Raw genomic sequence first — 13033 nt, forward strand, 5'->3', positions numbered from 1 at the left:
CGAGATGGGGCGACGGATGGACACGGCTACCACCGCCGCTCGAACCGACGCCGCAGCAGGATCGCGGCGAGGTTCATGACGATCATGAAGACGAGCAGCACCATGATGGCGGCCGCCGTCCGTTCGTGGAATGCGCGCTCCGACGCGTTTTCCCAGATGAACACCTGGACGGGCAGGACGGTCGCGCTCTCGGTGAAGCCGGCCGGAACGCCGGGTACGAACGAGACCATTCCCACCATCAGCAGCGGCGCGGTTTCGCCCAGCGCATGGGCCAGCGACAGGATCGCGCCAGTCATCACGCCCGGCATCGCCAGCGGCAGCACGTGGTGGAACACGGTCTGGGTCCGGGAGGCGCCCACGCCCAGCGCGGCCTCGCGGATCGAGGGCGGCACGGCCTTCAGCGCCGAACGGGTGGCGATGATCACGGTCGGCAGGCTCATGAGCGCCAGCACCAGGCCGCCGACCAGCGGCGAGGAGCGCGGCACGGCCAGCCAGTTGATGAACACCGCCAGGCCCAGCAGCCCGTAGACGATGGAGGGCACGGCCGCGAGGTTGTTGATGTTCACCTCGATGATGCTCGTCCAGCGGTTCTTCGGTGCGAACTCCTCGAGATAGACCGCCGCCAGGACGCCGATGGGCACCGACAACAGCCCCGTGACGAGCAGCATGAGCGCCGAGCCCACCACCGCACCCAGGACGCCGGCCTGCTCGGGCTCGGTGGAGTCGGACCGCGTCAGGAAGCTGGTGTTGAAGCCGGAGGAAACCATGCCGAGCGACCGCAGCTTCTCCAGCCAGGCGATCTGACGGTCGTCGAGCTTGCGGTCGGTTTCGGCCGCCGAGGCGTCCACCAGCCCCTTGAAGTAGAGCGAAGCGTCGGCCCGGACAGGGCCGGTCACGGTGACGGTCTGGCCGATCAGGCGGGGATCGGCCCGCACCTTGTCCAGAAGCTGGAAGCCGAGGTCGGTCGACAGCAGCGCCATCAGCTTGCCGGACGTCGTTCCGAGGGCGTCGTCGGTCTCGCCCAGCTTTGCGAGCACGGCGTCGGCGACCATCAGATCGTAGTTCGCGCCCGTCGGGTCCGTCGGATCGATCCTGGCGGGATCCAGATAGACCGGGACGCTCATCCGATAGTCGACGAAGGTGGTGTAGCCCTGGCTGACGATCCGGCCGAGCAGGACGGCCAGGAAGAGCAGGGCCGCGGTGATCGCCAGCCGCCCATACCAGCGGAAGCGCGCCTCGCGCGCACGGCGCGCCTTCAGCCGAGCCTCGATGGCCGACCGCTGCAGGGCGGGCTGGGCGCCCGCCGGAGGGAGGGCCGCGTCAGTCATACTGTTCCCGGTACTTCTGCACGATCCGAAGCGCGATCACGTTCAGGATCAGGGTGATGACGAACAGGGTGAGGCCAAGGCCGAACGCCGACAGCGTCTTGGGGCTGTCGAACTCCTGGTCCCCGGTGAGCAGGGTGACGATCTGCACGGTCACCGTTGTCACGGTGTCCAGCGGATTCAGGGTGGTCTTGGCCTGCAGCCCGGCGGCCATGGTGACGATCATGGTCTCGCCGATGGCCCGCGAGACCGCCAGCAGCAGCGCCGCTACGATGCCCGGCAAGGCCGCAGGCATGACCACCTTCTTGATCGTCTCCGACGGCGTGGCGCCCATGGCCAGGCTCCCGTCGCGCAGCGACTGAGGCACGGCGTTGATGATGTCGTCCGACAGCGAGGAGACGAAGGGGATCAGCATGATCCCCATCACCGCGCCGGCGACGAGCGCCATCTGGTTCTGCACCTGGCTGAGGTAGAGGCCGAGCTCGTGGAAGGGACCGCCCAGCAGTTGCGCGCCGATGGCGTTGAAGGTGGAGCGGAACAGGGGGCCGACCGTCAGGGCCGCAAAGAAGCCGTAGACGACGGTCGGTACGCCGGCCAGCACCTCGAGCAGCGGCTTCACCACCGCCCGGGTCGGCCGGCTTGCGTACTCGGCGAGGTAGATGGCTGACAGCAGACCGATGGGCGCCGCCACGACCATGGCGATCAGCATGATCAGGAAGGTGCCGACGAACAGCGGCACGGCGCCGAACGCCCCCGAGGTCGCGAACTGGTCCGACCGCATGGCGATCTGCGGATCCCAGTCGAGGCCGAACAGAAATTGATGCGGCGGCACCGCCTGGAAGAAGCGGAAGCTCTCGAAGGCCAGCGAGGCGACGATACCGACTGTCGTCAGGATCGCGGCGGCCGAGCAGGCGAACAGCAGGACCGCGGTCCAGCCCTCGACGTGTTGGCGAGCGCGGAACTCCGGCCGGACGCGCCGGTAGGAGAAGACGAAGCCCGCCACGGCAAGCACGAGGGCGGCCGCCACGGCCGCCAGGCGCAGGCCCATTTCGATGCGAACGGCCTCGCGCGCCTCTGCGTCGAGGGCCTCACGCACGTCGGGCGCATAGATGATCTCGCTGGGCGTCCGCCCGACGACAGTCGATTGGACGTCGTCGTAGAACACCATCCGCTGCTGCGGCGTCAGCGCCGCGACCGCGGCCGGCTTTTCCGCCTGCACAGCGGCGGCGGCGATGCGTCCGCCGAACGCGCCGTGCAGCAGCAGAACCGCGGCGGCGGGCACGGCCACCCACAGCATCACATACGCGCCGTGATAGCCCGGTCGGGAGTGGGCGCGGTCACGCCCCTGCCCCGCCGCCTGGGCCGTCAGCTTGCGCCGGCCCAGGGCGTAGGTCACCGCGGAGAAGAGGACGAGCGCCGCCAGGACGGCCCAGCTGATCATGGCTTGGTTCCGGCGCCCTGAGGGGCGGAGGTTGGAGCAGGATCTCTAGCGCCGACGATGTTGCCCGCGCCGCGACGCCCCTTTGCTACATTTCGATGACAGTTTTACGACGCAGGCCGGCCTCGACGCCAGCGTGGACCGGCTCCGGCAGATAGACGCTGAAGGTCGTGCCCTCGCCGCGCACGCTTTCGACCTGCAGGCCGCCGCGGTGCCGATTGACGATGTGCTTGACGATCGCGAGCCCCAGGCCGGTGCCCGACCGTTCGCCGCTCTTCTGGCCTTCGACACGGTAGAAGCGCTCCGTCAGGCGCGGCAGGAACTCGCGCGCGATGCCGGGGCCGGCGTCGCGGACCCGCACGGTCGCATAGGTCTCGCCGGTGTGGTCCGGCGTCAGCAGAGAGACGCGTGGGGCGTCGGCGCGCTCGGCGGCGGCGGCGGCCTCGGCCGTCTGGCCGGCCTCCACCGAGATCGTCACCGCCCCCCGTCGGGCGAGTACTTCAGCGCATTGTCGACGAGATTCTGGACCACCTGCACGAGCTGGTCGCGGGCGCCGACGACCGGCGCCCGCCCGCCCGCCGGTCGGGTGACGTCGAGTTTCACGCCCCGCTCCGCGGCGATGGGTCCCACCGCATCGATGACGTCGGCCACCACATCGGCGAGGTCGACCTCCTCGCTCGGGGCGATGTGCTCTGCGAGTTCGATGCGGCTGAGAGACATCAGATCGTCGATCAGCCGGTTCATCCGCTCGGCCTGGACCTGCATGATGCCGAGGAAGCGATCCCGTGCCCCCTCGTCCCCCTTGGCGTGACCTCGAAGCGTCTCGATGAACCCGGACAAGGACGCCAGCGGCGTGCGCAGCTCGTGACTGGCGTTGGCCAGGAAGTCGACGCGCGTGCGCTCGACCTGTCGAAGCTCGGTCTCGTCGCGCAGGGACATCAGCGCCAGATGGGCCCCATCGAAGCCCAGGCCGATCGGCCTGGCGAAGGCGCGGAAGGTGCGGGATTGGGCCCCGCCTGTCTCGTAGACCGCCTCCGCGTCCCGCGCGTGAAACAGCGCCTGGTCGACCGCCTCCAGCAGCTGCGGATCGCGGATCAGGCTGACCAGCAGACCCTCGACCCCCTCGATCCGGAACAGCTCCCGCGCGGCGCTGTTCGCGAAGATGTACCTGCGGCCGGTGAAATCGTCGGGCTCGAGACCGGACACCACCAGGATCGGGTCGGGCAGAACGTTGATCAGCGCGGCATAGGGGAGAGCCTCTGCCACCGCGCCGGGCGCGACTGGGATGAGTGGATCCAGTTCGTCCTCGGCCCGCCGATCCGCGACGATCACCGCGACGGCGGTGACGCCCGCGACGAAGACCATGGCCGCCACCGCGCCGGCGCCCGCGACCGCACCCTGCAACGCGAACGCCGCGACCGCGGCGAGGCCGGCTGCGCCCGCCGCCAGCGTCGGCCACAGCGGCGCTTCGCTCCGGCGGAGCGCCGTCGGCTGTGGCGGCTGCGGCAGGCTCAAGGCGAATCTCCGTCGACAGACTGTCCAGCATGGCGAAGCGTGTGTCACGGCCGTGACAACTGCCGCCGTCATGCGTTTCAGCGCATGCTGTGGCGCAACCGCCTGGAGGTTTCCCATGTCCGCCGATGAGATCGACAGCCTCCGGCAGGCGCTCGCCGCACAGGCCGAGCTTCAGCGGGAAGCCGACCATCGGGTCAAGAACAACCTCCAGCTCATCTCCTCGCTCGTGATGCTGCACGGACGTCGCGCCACCGACGACGGTGCGAAGCGGGCGCTGAAATCCGTCCAGCAGCGGATCACGGCGGTGAGCGCGGCCCACCGCCATGTCAGCCGCGACACCGGCTCGGAACGGGTCGACCTCGCCGCCCTCGTCCGGGAGCTGACCGGCGATCTTGCCGCGGCTGCGGGGCGCGAGGGGATCGAGATCACCCTGGAGCTGGAGCCGGTGTTCGTGGCCGCGCCAGACGCGGCGCCCCTCGCGCTCATTCTCAACGAAGCGCTCGGCAACGCGCTGACACACGCCTTTCCCGGGGCGCGGGCCGGACGGATCGTCGTCGCGCTTCGGCGCACGCCGGACGGTTTCGATCTGGCGGTGTCCGACGATGGCGTGGGTCAGGCCGGGGCGGCGCCGGGATTTGGCCGCATGATCCTGCAACTGCTGGCCCAGCAGCTTCGGGCGAAGCTCGAGGTGACCGCCGCGCAACCCGGGCTGCGGGTCGCCGTTAGCGTCCCAGCAGGTCAGCCCAAGCCTTGAGGACGGATGGAAGGTTCGCAGATCGCCAACATCGTGGGCACCGGCGCGGCGCTGTGTTCGATGACCAGCTTCGCGCCGCAGATCCTGAAGATCTGGCGCGAGCGCGACGCCTCATCCGTTTCCCTGCGGATGTATGTCGTCACCGTCACCGGCTTCAGCCTGTGGATCGCCTATGGCGTGCTCATCAAGAGCTGGCCGGTGACCGGCGCCAACACGGTCTGCCTGATCATGTCGGCAACCATCCTGGCGCTGAAGTGGCGCTTCTCCCGCCACGCCGGAGAGGCGCGCCAGGTCTAGCCAGCGGCTGGCGCGCGCCGTAAGTCCGAACGCGGCGCGAGCGACGCCGCCAGTGGCTTCCCAGTGGCTTCAAGGAGATCGGATGCGCGAACGGTTGGCGGCGGCCCAGGCGGCCCTGCAAGGCGGACGTCCGGCCGAGGCCGTCGAACTCCTGTCCGCCGTCCTCACCGAGGCCCCCGACCAGCCGGCGGGCGTGTACCAGACGCTGGCGCTGCAACTCTACCGCGCCGGGCGCTACGCGGACGCCGAACGGTGGTCGGAACTGGCTGTGCAGCGCTATCCACGCGCCTTCGACCTGTGGAACCTGCGGGGGTATTGCTGCGCCGCCTCGGGCGGCTGGACGATGCGCTGGAGGCGTTGAAGGCCGCGCTCAGGCTGCAGCCGTCGAATATCGCCGTCCTGACGAATCTGGCGAACATCCATCTGGACCGGGAGGACGCCGCGGCCGCGGAGCCCGTGCTGACCCGCCTCGTCCGCGCCGAACCCAAGAACGGCGAGCATCAGCGCCTGTTGGCGCGCGCCCTGCGCCGGCAGGGCCGGCACGACGCCGCCCTGGCGCGTCTGCGCCAGGCGATCCTGCTGGACCGCAAGAACGTCAACGCCTGGCTCGACCTCGTCGGGCTGCTGATGGACATGCGGCGCGACGACGAGCTCGGCGATCTGCTGGAGCGAGCCTCGGCGCTGTTTCCGGACAACGACAAGTTCCGTGAGGGCCGCATCTCCGTCTTGCGCCGCAAGGCGGGACAGGACGCCGCCATCGCCGCGTTGGAAGCGGAGCTGGCCAAGACCCCGAACCTCGCCTGGGCTCATCGGCAGCTCGGCCTCTTTCTGGGGGGACGTCGATCGCGCGCGGGCCAACGAGCACCTCCGGCGCGCCGCCGCCCTTGCGCCTGCCGACATCGACACCCGGTTCAGCCTCGCGGAGGGTCTGCAGCGATCGCGCTACGGCGACGAGGCGGCGCACATCGAAGAGTCCTACCAGGTGCTCAGGGACGTCCCTGCGCTGCGCAACCTGAACGCCCGTCACCGAAAGATCGCCGCCGAGATCTTCCAGCGGGTGGGCGACTACGAGCGCCTGGACCAGCTCGGGCCGGTCCAGGAGCTCAGCCGGGCTTTCGTCGGCGCCGGCATGCATGCGCCGCTGATGAGCCTGCTGTCGCGGGTGAAGACCGCCCAGGACCGCCGCGATCTCGTGGAAGCGCATCGCGCCTGGGGCCGGCAGATCGAGAGCATCGCCGCCCAGGCGCCGATCACCCGGACGCCGCGGCCAGCCGACCGGAGGAAGCTTCGGATCGGCTTCATGTCGTCGGACCTTCGCGCCCATCCCGTCGGCTGGTTCACCCTCCCGCTGCTGCGGCACTACGACCGCGAGCGCTTCGAGGTCTACTGCTACTCCTACAAGCAGGGCGCGGAGGATCAGGCGCAGCAGGGCATGGCCGCGATGGTCGACGCCTTCCGCTGGCGGCCGGACATCTCGGATCGTGACGCCGCGCAGATGATCGCCGACGATCAGCTCGACATGCTGATCGAGCTCGGCGGCTCGACCCATATGAACAAGATCGAGGTGATGGCCTACAGGCCCGCGCCGCTGTCCGCGAGCTGGCTGGGCTACGCCCACTCCGTGGGCCTGTCGACCATCGATTGCCTGATCGTCGACCCCTTCATGACACCGGAGGATCCGGCGCTGCTGGTCGAGCAGCCGCTCATGCTGCCGCACTGCTGGTACAGCCTGGCGCCGGACATCTACCGCGCAGAGCCCGCCTTAGAGCCTCAAGCTCCGGCCGAGCGGAACGGCTATGTCACCTTCGGCACCGCCAACAATCCATACAAGTATGGCCCGGAATTGCTGGCGGCGTGGGCGCGGATCATGGCCCGCACGCCGAACTCCCGCTTCCTCTTCATCCGTCCGGAGGGTGGCTCGCCGAGCTTCCGCGCGCACATGACGGCGGCGTTCGTGGCCGAAGGTGTCGAGGCGGAACGCATTCTGTTCGAACCGGTCCGCGGCAAGCACCTGCCCTTCTACAACCAGATCGACATGTCGCTGGACACCTTCCCACAGACCGGCGGTACGACGACCTGCGAGTCGCTGTGGATGGGTGCGCCGGTGGTCACGCTGGTGGGCGAGGCGCTGTACGAACGGCTGAGCTACTCGGTGCTGACGAACCTGGGCCTCGGCGAGTTCTGCGGCCGGACGGTGCAGGAGTACGAGGACATCGCCGTCGCCCTCGCCGCCGATCCGGCCCGAATCGGCGAGCTGCGCCGCGGGATGCGGGCGCGCATGCAGGACAGCCCGCTGGGCCGCACCAAAGACTGGGCGGAGGACTTCTTCGAGGCCGCGGCCGCCGAGATCAGCCGCCGCAGCGCCTAAGCGGCCGTCGCCTGCAGCAGACCGCTGGTCTGAACCTGGTCGTAGTAGTCGACATAGATGTCCCAGAAGGGCGCCTCTTCGGCGTCGTCCAGGAGCGGCTCGGCGTTCGCCCGGCGTCGAGGCTCCGGAAACGCCGTCTGCACGTGCTCGACGAGGTCGCAGGCCATAGCCGTGCGGGCGCGGACTTCGCCGGCCACGCGCGTCGCGAAATCGCCCACCCGTTCCACGTAGCCCGACGGGCGGAAGGTCTGCTCGCCGCCATCCTCGCGAAGCCGCGCCGCGGCCCAGGCGTAGGCGAGGGCCAGATATGGCGCCGGTAGATGATCGCGGACGTATTCGGGCGTGCGGATCTCGGCCGCCCGTCCCTGCGTCCAGGCCTGGAACAGAGACCAGACCAGACGCCCCTCCTCCCAGGGTCCGAACGGCGCCGGGATGACGAACTTGCCGAACGCCAAGCCCGCGTTCCGCGCGAGATCCCGCTGCGCCGCGTTGGTCAGCGACTTGGAGAGCCCATACGGGCTCGCCGCCTCGTCGCCGCCGCCTTCTCCGGCCTCGAAGTAGGTGCCGGTCGCCAGCACGGCCCGGCCGCCCGCAGACGCGAAGGCGGCGATGGTCTCCGGGATGCCCGCCATGTTCCGGGCGACCCCCGCCTCCACGTCGTAGTCGGGCAGGCGATAGCCTGGGATGTCGGCGGCGTGATGGGCAAGGAGGTCCGGCCGCTTCGCGCCGACGAGGTCGAGGAAGGCCGGCGAGCCCACTGGGGCCTCGAAGACGACCTCGGCGACATCTTCCAGCGTCCTCACCCGTTCCGCCCGGATCCCTGCGTAATCGCCGCGCGCGCGGAGCACCGGGGCCACCACATGCCAGCCCTCACCGGCCAGAGCGTCGGCCATCCAGAGGCCGGTGAAGGAGCTGGCGCCGGTGAGGAGGACGGTTGTCACGCGGGATAATCCGGATAGGTGCGGTCGCGCTCCGAGACCAGCAGCGGCGACGCAGGCCAGGCGATCTCGAAGGCGGGGTCGTCGAAGCGCACGCCGGCTTCATGGCCGGGCCGATAGGCGGGGCTGATCTGATACAGGACGTCGGTGTCCGGCTCCAGCGTCAGGAAACCGTGGGCCACCCCCTCGGGGATGAGCAGGGCGTTCATGGCTTCGGCGGAGAGCTCGGCGGCGACCCATTGGCGGTGCGTCGGGCTGTCCGCCCGCAGGTCGACCGCCACGTCGAAGACCCGTCCCCGAACCGCGCGCACCAGCTTCGTCTCGCCATGGGGCGCGGGCTGGTAGTGCATGCCCCGCAGCGTCAGGCGGTGCGGGTTGCGCGAGAGACTGGTCTGTGCGGGCGCGAACGGCGCGCCGGCGGCGGCCATTTCCTCCGGACAGTGAAGGCGCGCAAAGCCGCCGCGCTCATCCGTCCGCGGCTCCGCTTCGACGCGCATCACCCCGGCGATGGCCGTGGGCAGGACCCTCATCAGTCCAGTACCCGGGTCGCCGGCGAGGCCACCACGAAGCGACCGCCCCACTCACGGATGTAGGCCAGCTGGCCCATGATCTCGTCCTTCAGGTTCCACGGCAGGATGAGGACGTAGTCGGGGCGGACCTCCGCCACCTTCTCAGGCGGCAGGATGGGCGCATGGCTGCCCGGCAGGTAGCGGCCCTGTTTCGCGGGATTGGCGTCGAAGGCGCAGACGATGTCGTCGGCGGTGGCGCCGCAATAGTTGAGGAAGGTGTTGCCTTTCGCCGCTGCGCCGTAGGCGGCGATCTCGCGACCGTCGTCCTTGGCCTCGGCGAGGAACGCCTGGAAGCTTGCGCGCACCGCCTCCACCCGCGGCGTGAAGTCCGCATAGGTCTCGATCCGGTCGAGGCCCGCCGCCGTTTCGTCGGCGCGGAGCTGACGCAACGCCTCGGTTTCGGCATGGCCCGAGGACCTGAGCGCGCAGTAGAGGCGCAGGGAGCCGCCATGGGTCGGCAGCCGCTCCACGTCGAAGGCCATCAGGCTGTGGGCGGCCAGCACCTGCTCCACCGCCAGCAGCGAGAGATAGCTGAAATGCTCGTGGTAGATGGTGTCAAACTGGACCTGGTCGATCAGGTTCAGGAGGTGCGGGAACTCGAAGGTCAGCACGCCCTCGGGCTTCAGCACGTGACGGAAGCCGGCCACGAAGCCGTTGATGTCGGGTACGTGCGCCAGGACGTTGTTGGCCGCGACCAGGTCGGCCCGGTCGCCGCGGGCGGCGAGCTGCATCGCCGTCTGCTCGTTGAAGAAGACGGTTTCGGTCCGGACGCCCCTCGCCCGGGCGGCTTCCGCGGTGTTGGCCGTCGGCTCGATGCCGAGCACCGGGATATCCATGCCAACGAAGTGCTGCAGCAGGTAACCGTCGTTGCTGGCCACTTCGATGACCAGCGACTCCGGTCCCAGGTCGAAGCGCTCGGCCATCGCCGTGGCGTAGCGGCGCGCGTGCTCCACCCAGCCGGCGGAGTACGACGAGAAGTAGGCATAGTCGGCGTCGAAGATGTCCTCGGCGGGAACGACGTCGTCGGCCTGCACGAGGAAGCACTGGCCGCAGACGCGGGTGTGCAGCGGATAGGTCTTCTCGGCCCCCGCCTGCAGTTGCTCGAGCGTCAGGTTGCTGTTCGCCAGGGGCTGATCGCCCAGGTCGAGGAAGGTCTGGGTGAGCGGGGCGCGGCAGAAGCGGCAGGCGGGCGGACTCATGGCCGGCCTTCGTAGGCCGCGATCTGCTCCTCGCACAAGGCGCGGGCGGCGATCCCTTCGCCCTGGCGCCGGTACCACTCCATGGTGAGCGTCACCGCCTCTGGCGCCTCCAGCCGGCTTTCGAAGCCAAGCGCCTCGCGCGCCAGGGTGGCGTCGATGGCCAGCGACTTCGCCTCGATCGAGTTCGGGTCCCGTTCGTGCCGCCACGGTTGCCCGCCCAGCGCCTCGACGCCGAGCGTCGCGAGTTCGCCCACGCTCACCGACGGGCCGCCGGGACGCGGGCCGAAGTTGAGCGCACGCGGGGTGTCGGGATCGCTGGCCAGGGACTCGAGGTGTCGGAAGTATCCCGCCAGGCAATCGAGCACGTGCTGCCAGGGTCGCGTGGCCTCCGGGTGGCGCAGCACGACGGCCTCGCCCGCCTGGGCCGCCCGAACGATGTCGGCCGTCAGGCGGTCGCGAGAGTAGTCGCCGCCGCCGATGACGTTGCCGCCGCGGGCAGTGCCCACAGGCACGCCCCAGGCGTCGAAGTAGGTCCGGGCGAAGCTCTGGACCACGATCTCCGTCGCCGCCTTGGACGCCGAATAGGGGTCCTTGCCGCCCAGCGGATCCGCTTCCTGGAAGGCGCGCCCGGTCTCTGCATTGGCGTAGACCTTGTCCGAGGTGACCACCAGGACGGCCTTCAGCTCGGGCTGATCCCGCAGCGCCTGCAGCAGGTGAGCCGTGCCCATCACATTGGCCGAGAACGCGCCGACCGGATCCTCGATCGAGGTGCGCACGATGGCCTGGGCGGCCATGTGGAGCACGAGGTCGAAGGTGCGGCCGCTGACCGCCGCCGACACCGCGTGAGGGTTCCTCAGGTCGACGAAGCGCGACTCGATCAGTTCGTGGACGCCGGCCAACTGGAACAGGCTGGGGGATTGGTCCGGCGGCAGGGCGAGACCCGTGACCTGAGCGCCCATCCGGGCCAGCCAGATCGAAGCCCAGGCGCCCTTGAAGCCGGTATGGCCGGTGAGCAGGACCCGCTTGCCGGCCCAGAAGTCGGAATTCACCGCCGCCACGGCGCCTCCCCAGACGCCCAGAGGGCCTCGAGGTGGTTCTTGTCGCGCAGGGTGTCCATCGCCGCCCAGAAGCCATCGTGCCGGTAGGCCATCAGTTCGCCGTCTCTCGCGAGGCCTTCGAGGGGCGCCGCCTCCCAGGAGGTGGCGTCCCCGTCGATACGATCGATCACCTCCGGCTGCAGCACGAAGAAGCCGCCGTTGATGAGCCCGTTGTCGCCCGGCGGCTTCTCGGTGAACCGCTGGACCCGGCCTTCGGACAGTTCGAGCGCCCCGTATCGGCCAGGCGGCGCGACCGCCGTGATGGTGGCCGCCTTGCCATGGCTGCGGTGGAAATCGGCCAGGGCGCGCGGGTCCACATCGGACACGCCGTCGCCGTAGGTGAAGAAGAACGGCTCGCCGGGATCGAGATATTTGGCCACCCGCTTCAGGCGTCCGCCGGTCATGGTCTCCGCGCCCGTCTCCACCAGGGTGACCCGCCACGGCTCGTGGTTCGTCGCGTGGTACTCGATCGATCCTCTGTCGAGGTCGACCGTCAGGTCGGCGCTGTGGAGCACGTAGTTGGCGAAGTACGACGAGCGACAGGAAGATGTCGGATCCTGCCCACAGTCGGCCCAACCGTTCGCGATCGTTGCCGTCCTCGAAACGAACCTCGACATCGCCCGCGTGCGCCCGGGCCGCTTCGGCGTAGCGGTCGCGGTCGGCTGCGTCCGGAAACCAGCCGGCAAGGGCGAACACCACCTTGGCGCCGGTCGCCTCCTGGGCCCGCCGCACCGCCTTGAACATCGGCTGCGGGAACGCCTTTTCGAAGAACGACAGCCGCCCGACCCAGAGAACCAGTACGTCCTCGTCGGCAAGGCCAAGCTCCTGCCGCAGCGCCGCACGCGCCTGGGGCCGATCCGCCGTCGCACGGAAGGCCTCGCCGTCGACGCCCAGCGGGATGATCGGCAAGGCGGGCTGCGGCGGCGGAGCGCCACGCGTCCGTTCGGCCAGGTGCTCGCCCAGGTCGGCGAACATCCGCGCCAGTCCGTCCTGGACGCTGGGCGAGGTGCAGATGACCGCATCCCACGGATGGGTCGGAGCCATCAGGCTCGCGGCGATCATCTCGCGAACCGCCGGCGGCGCCAGGGTGTGAGCCAGGCCCAGGAGGCTGTAGGCCCGGTCGCCGCCGCCCCGCCGGCGCAGCCACGCCAGTTCGCTGATGTAGGGTTGGCCCCGCAGAAGCGCGCCCGACGCCGAGGGCGCGCCTGTCCCCAGCAGCGGGGCCCAGCCCAGCCGGGTCGCGTTGCCCTCGCCGCCCAGATCTCGCAGTTCGGCTTCGGACGGCTGCCGGGCCGACAGGATGTCCACCTGTTCGAAATCCCCGTGCCGCGCCAGCGCCTGGAAGAGCTGGAGGTTGGCCACATCCTTGCCGAACGGATTGGCGCCCAGGCTGACCTGTCCGGACGGGTGATAGATGGAAAGCCGAGACCCCATGAAAGCTCCCTACACCACCGCGCGCCGAACGCCACGTCCTCGGCCGGCCGATGCTCCGCGGGTCGGCTTGGACTCGCGGTCGCCGACCGCTAAACGGCG

General features: G+C 69.8%; 14 protein-coding genes and 1 pseudogene. 6 read left to right on the forward strand and 9 right to left on the reverse strand.

The features are described 5' to 3' along the window. Positions 1-26: 26 nt before the first annotated feature. The 4 genes from pstA to LRS10_RS03750 form a co-directional block, all read right to left on the reverse strand. Positions 27-1328: a phosphate ABC transporter permease PstA gene (gene pstA, locus LRS10_RS03740; protein ID WP_257836076.1), complete on the reverse strand. Its 1302-nt coding sequence runs from the start codon at positions 1326-1328 to the stop codon at positions 27-29. Then, the gene (gene pstC / locus LRS10_RS03745; protein ID WP_257836077.1) at positions 1321-2766 is read right to left on the reverse strand and encodes a phosphate ABC transporter permease subunit PstC; all 1446 of its coding nucleotides are present in this window, start codon (positions 2764-2766) and stop codon (positions 1321-1323) included. The genes pstA and pstC overlap by 8 nt, the downstream gene beginning before the upstream one ends. 85 nt (positions 2767-2851) lie before the next feature. Next, complete coding sequence (locus LRS10_RS24250) at positions 2852-3241, reverse strand: ATP-binding protein (protein ID WP_308237904.1); 390 nt, start codon at positions 3239-3241, stop codon at positions 2852-2854. Next, on the reverse strand, positions 3238-4278 hold the full coding sequence (locus LRS10_RS03750) for a histidine kinase dimerization/phospho-acceptor domain-containing protein (protein ID WP_308237905.1): 1041 nt from the start codon (positions 4276-4278) through the stop codon (positions 3238-3240). Before LRS10_RS03750 ends, LRS10_RS24250 begins: the two co-directional genes overlap by 4 nt. 115 nt (positions 4279-4393) lie before the next feature. Here LRS10_RS03750 and LRS10_RS03755 point away from each other — a divergent pair, with 115 nt between their 5' ends. The 5 genes and pseudogenes from LRS10_RS03755 (at position 4394) to LRS10_RS03770 (ending at position 7697) form a co-directional block, all read left to right on the forward strand. Beyond that, entirely contained in the window at positions 4394-5032 is a 639-nt protein-coding gene (locus LRS10_RS03755; protein WP_257836078.1) for a sensor histidine kinase, read from the forward strand. 6 nt (positions 5033-5038) lie between these two features. Beyond that, positions 5039-5329 (forward strand): SemiSWEET family sugar transporter, encoded by a 291-nt coding sequence (locus tag LRS10_RS03760; protein WP_257836079.1) that lies wholly within the window; start codon positions 5039-5041, stop codon positions 5327-5329. A gap of 82 nt (positions 5330-5411) precedes the next feature. Further along, positions 5412-5690 carry a tetratricopeptide repeat protein gene (locus LRS10_RS03765; RefSeq protein ID WP_257836080.1) on the forward strand — a complete coding sequence of 93 codons (279 nt, stop codon included), beginning with the start codon at positions 5412-5414 and terminating at the stop codon, positions 5688-5690. Then, positions 5627-6013: pseudogene (locus LRS10_RS24880) on the forward strand (tetratricopeptide repeat protein); the annotation flags it as partial. The gene LRS10_RS03765 and the pseudogene LRS10_RS24880, both read left to right, overlap by 64 nt. Before the next feature lie 298 nt (positions 6014-6311). Further along, positions 6312-7697 carry a hypothetical protein gene (locus tag LRS10_RS03770; RefSeq protein ID WP_257836081.1) on the forward strand — a complete coding sequence of 462 codons (1386 nt, stop codon included), beginning with the start codon at positions 6312-6314 and terminating at the stop codon, positions 7695-7697. Here the strand turns inward: LRS10_RS03770 and LRS10_RS03775 are convergent. Genes LRS10_RS03775 through LRS10_RS03795 form a run of 5 tightly spaced genes read right to left on the reverse strand, consistent with a single transcriptional unit; the run spans position 7694 to position 12015 of the window. Beyond that, a complete protein-coding gene (locus LRS10_RS03775; protein ID WP_257836082.1) occupies positions 7694-8638 on the reverse strand; it encodes an NAD-dependent epimerase/dehydratase family protein in 945 nt (314 codons plus the stop codon). The two genes, LRS10_RS03770 and LRS10_RS03775, sit on opposite strands and share 4 nt — an antisense overlap. Then, positions 8635-9165, reverse strand: coding sequence for a dTDP-4-dehydrorhamnose 3,5-epimerase family protein (locus LRS10_RS03780; RefSeq protein ID WP_257836083.1), 531 nt, complete (start codon positions 9163-9165; stop codon positions 8635-8637). Before LRS10_RS03780 ends, LRS10_RS03775 begins: the two co-directional genes overlap by 4 nt. Further along, positions 9165-10403: a class I SAM-dependent methyltransferase gene (locus LRS10_RS03785; protein WP_257836084.1), complete on the reverse strand. Its 1239-nt coding sequence runs from the start codon at positions 10401-10403 to the stop codon at positions 9165-9167. The genes LRS10_RS03780 and LRS10_RS03785 overlap by 1 nt, the downstream gene beginning before the upstream one ends. Continuing rightward, entirely contained in the window at positions 10400-11461 is a 1062-nt protein-coding gene (gene rfbG, locus LRS10_RS03790; RefSeq protein ID WP_257836085.1) for a CDP-glucose 4,6-dehydratase, read from the reverse strand. The genes LRS10_RS03785 and rfbG overlap by 4 nt, the downstream gene beginning before the upstream one ends. Further along, positions 11449-12015: a sugar phosphate nucleotidyltransferase gene (locus LRS10_RS03795; RefSeq protein ID WP_257836086.1), complete on the reverse strand. Its 567-nt coding sequence runs from the start codon at positions 12013-12015 to the stop codon at positions 11449-11451. Before LRS10_RS03795 ends, rfbG begins: the two co-directional genes overlap by 13 nt. 4 nt (positions 12016-12019) lie before the next feature. Between LRS10_RS03795 and LRS10_RS03800 the strand changes: the two genes are divergently transcribed. After that, positions 12020-13027 carry a hypothetical protein gene (locus tag LRS10_RS03800; RefSeq protein WP_257836087.1) on the forward strand — a complete coding sequence of 336 codons (1008 nt, stop codon included), beginning with the start codon at positions 12020-12022 and terminating at the stop codon, positions 13025-13027. Positions 13028-13033 lie beyond the last annotated feature (6 nt).

Origin of the sequence: Phenylobacterium sp. J426 (assembly GCF_024699945.1) — a bacterium.
Lineage (GTDB): Bacteria > Pseudomonadota > Alphaproteobacteria > Caulobacterales > Caulobacteraceae > Phenylobacterium.

What these genes read in the sequence shown, in the direction of transcription:
- pstA (WP_257836076.1), bottom strand. Translation starts at nt 1,328, where the DNA reads ATGACTGACGCGGCCCTCCCTCCGGCGGGCGCCCAGCCCGCCCTGCAG.
- pstC (WP_257836077.1), bottom strand. Translation starts at nt 2,766, where the DNA reads ATGATCAGCTGGGCCGTCCTGGCGGCGCTCGTCCTCTTCTCCGCGGTG.
- LRS10_RS03755 (WP_257836078.1), top strand. Translation starts at nt 4,394, where the DNA reads ATGTCCGCCGATGAGATCGACAGCCTCCGGCAGGCGCTCGCCGCACAG.
- LRS10_RS03760 (WP_257836079.1), top strand. Translation starts at nt 5,039, where the DNA reads ATGGAAGGTTCGCAGATCGCCAACATCGTGGGCACCGGCGCGGCGCTG.
- LRS10_RS03765 (WP_257836080.1), top strand. Translation starts at nt 5,412, where the DNA reads ATGCGCGAACGGTTGGCGGCGGCCCAGGCGGCCCTGCAAGGCGGACGT.
- LRS10_RS03780 (WP_257836083.1), bottom strand. Translation starts at nt 9,165, where the DNA reads ATGAGGGTCCTGCCCACGGCCATCGCCGGGGTGATGCGCGTCGAAGCG.
- LRS10_RS03785 (WP_257836084.1), bottom strand. Translation starts at nt 10,403, where the DNA reads ATGAGTCCGCCCGCCTGCCGCTTCTGCCGCGCCCCGCTCACCCAGACC.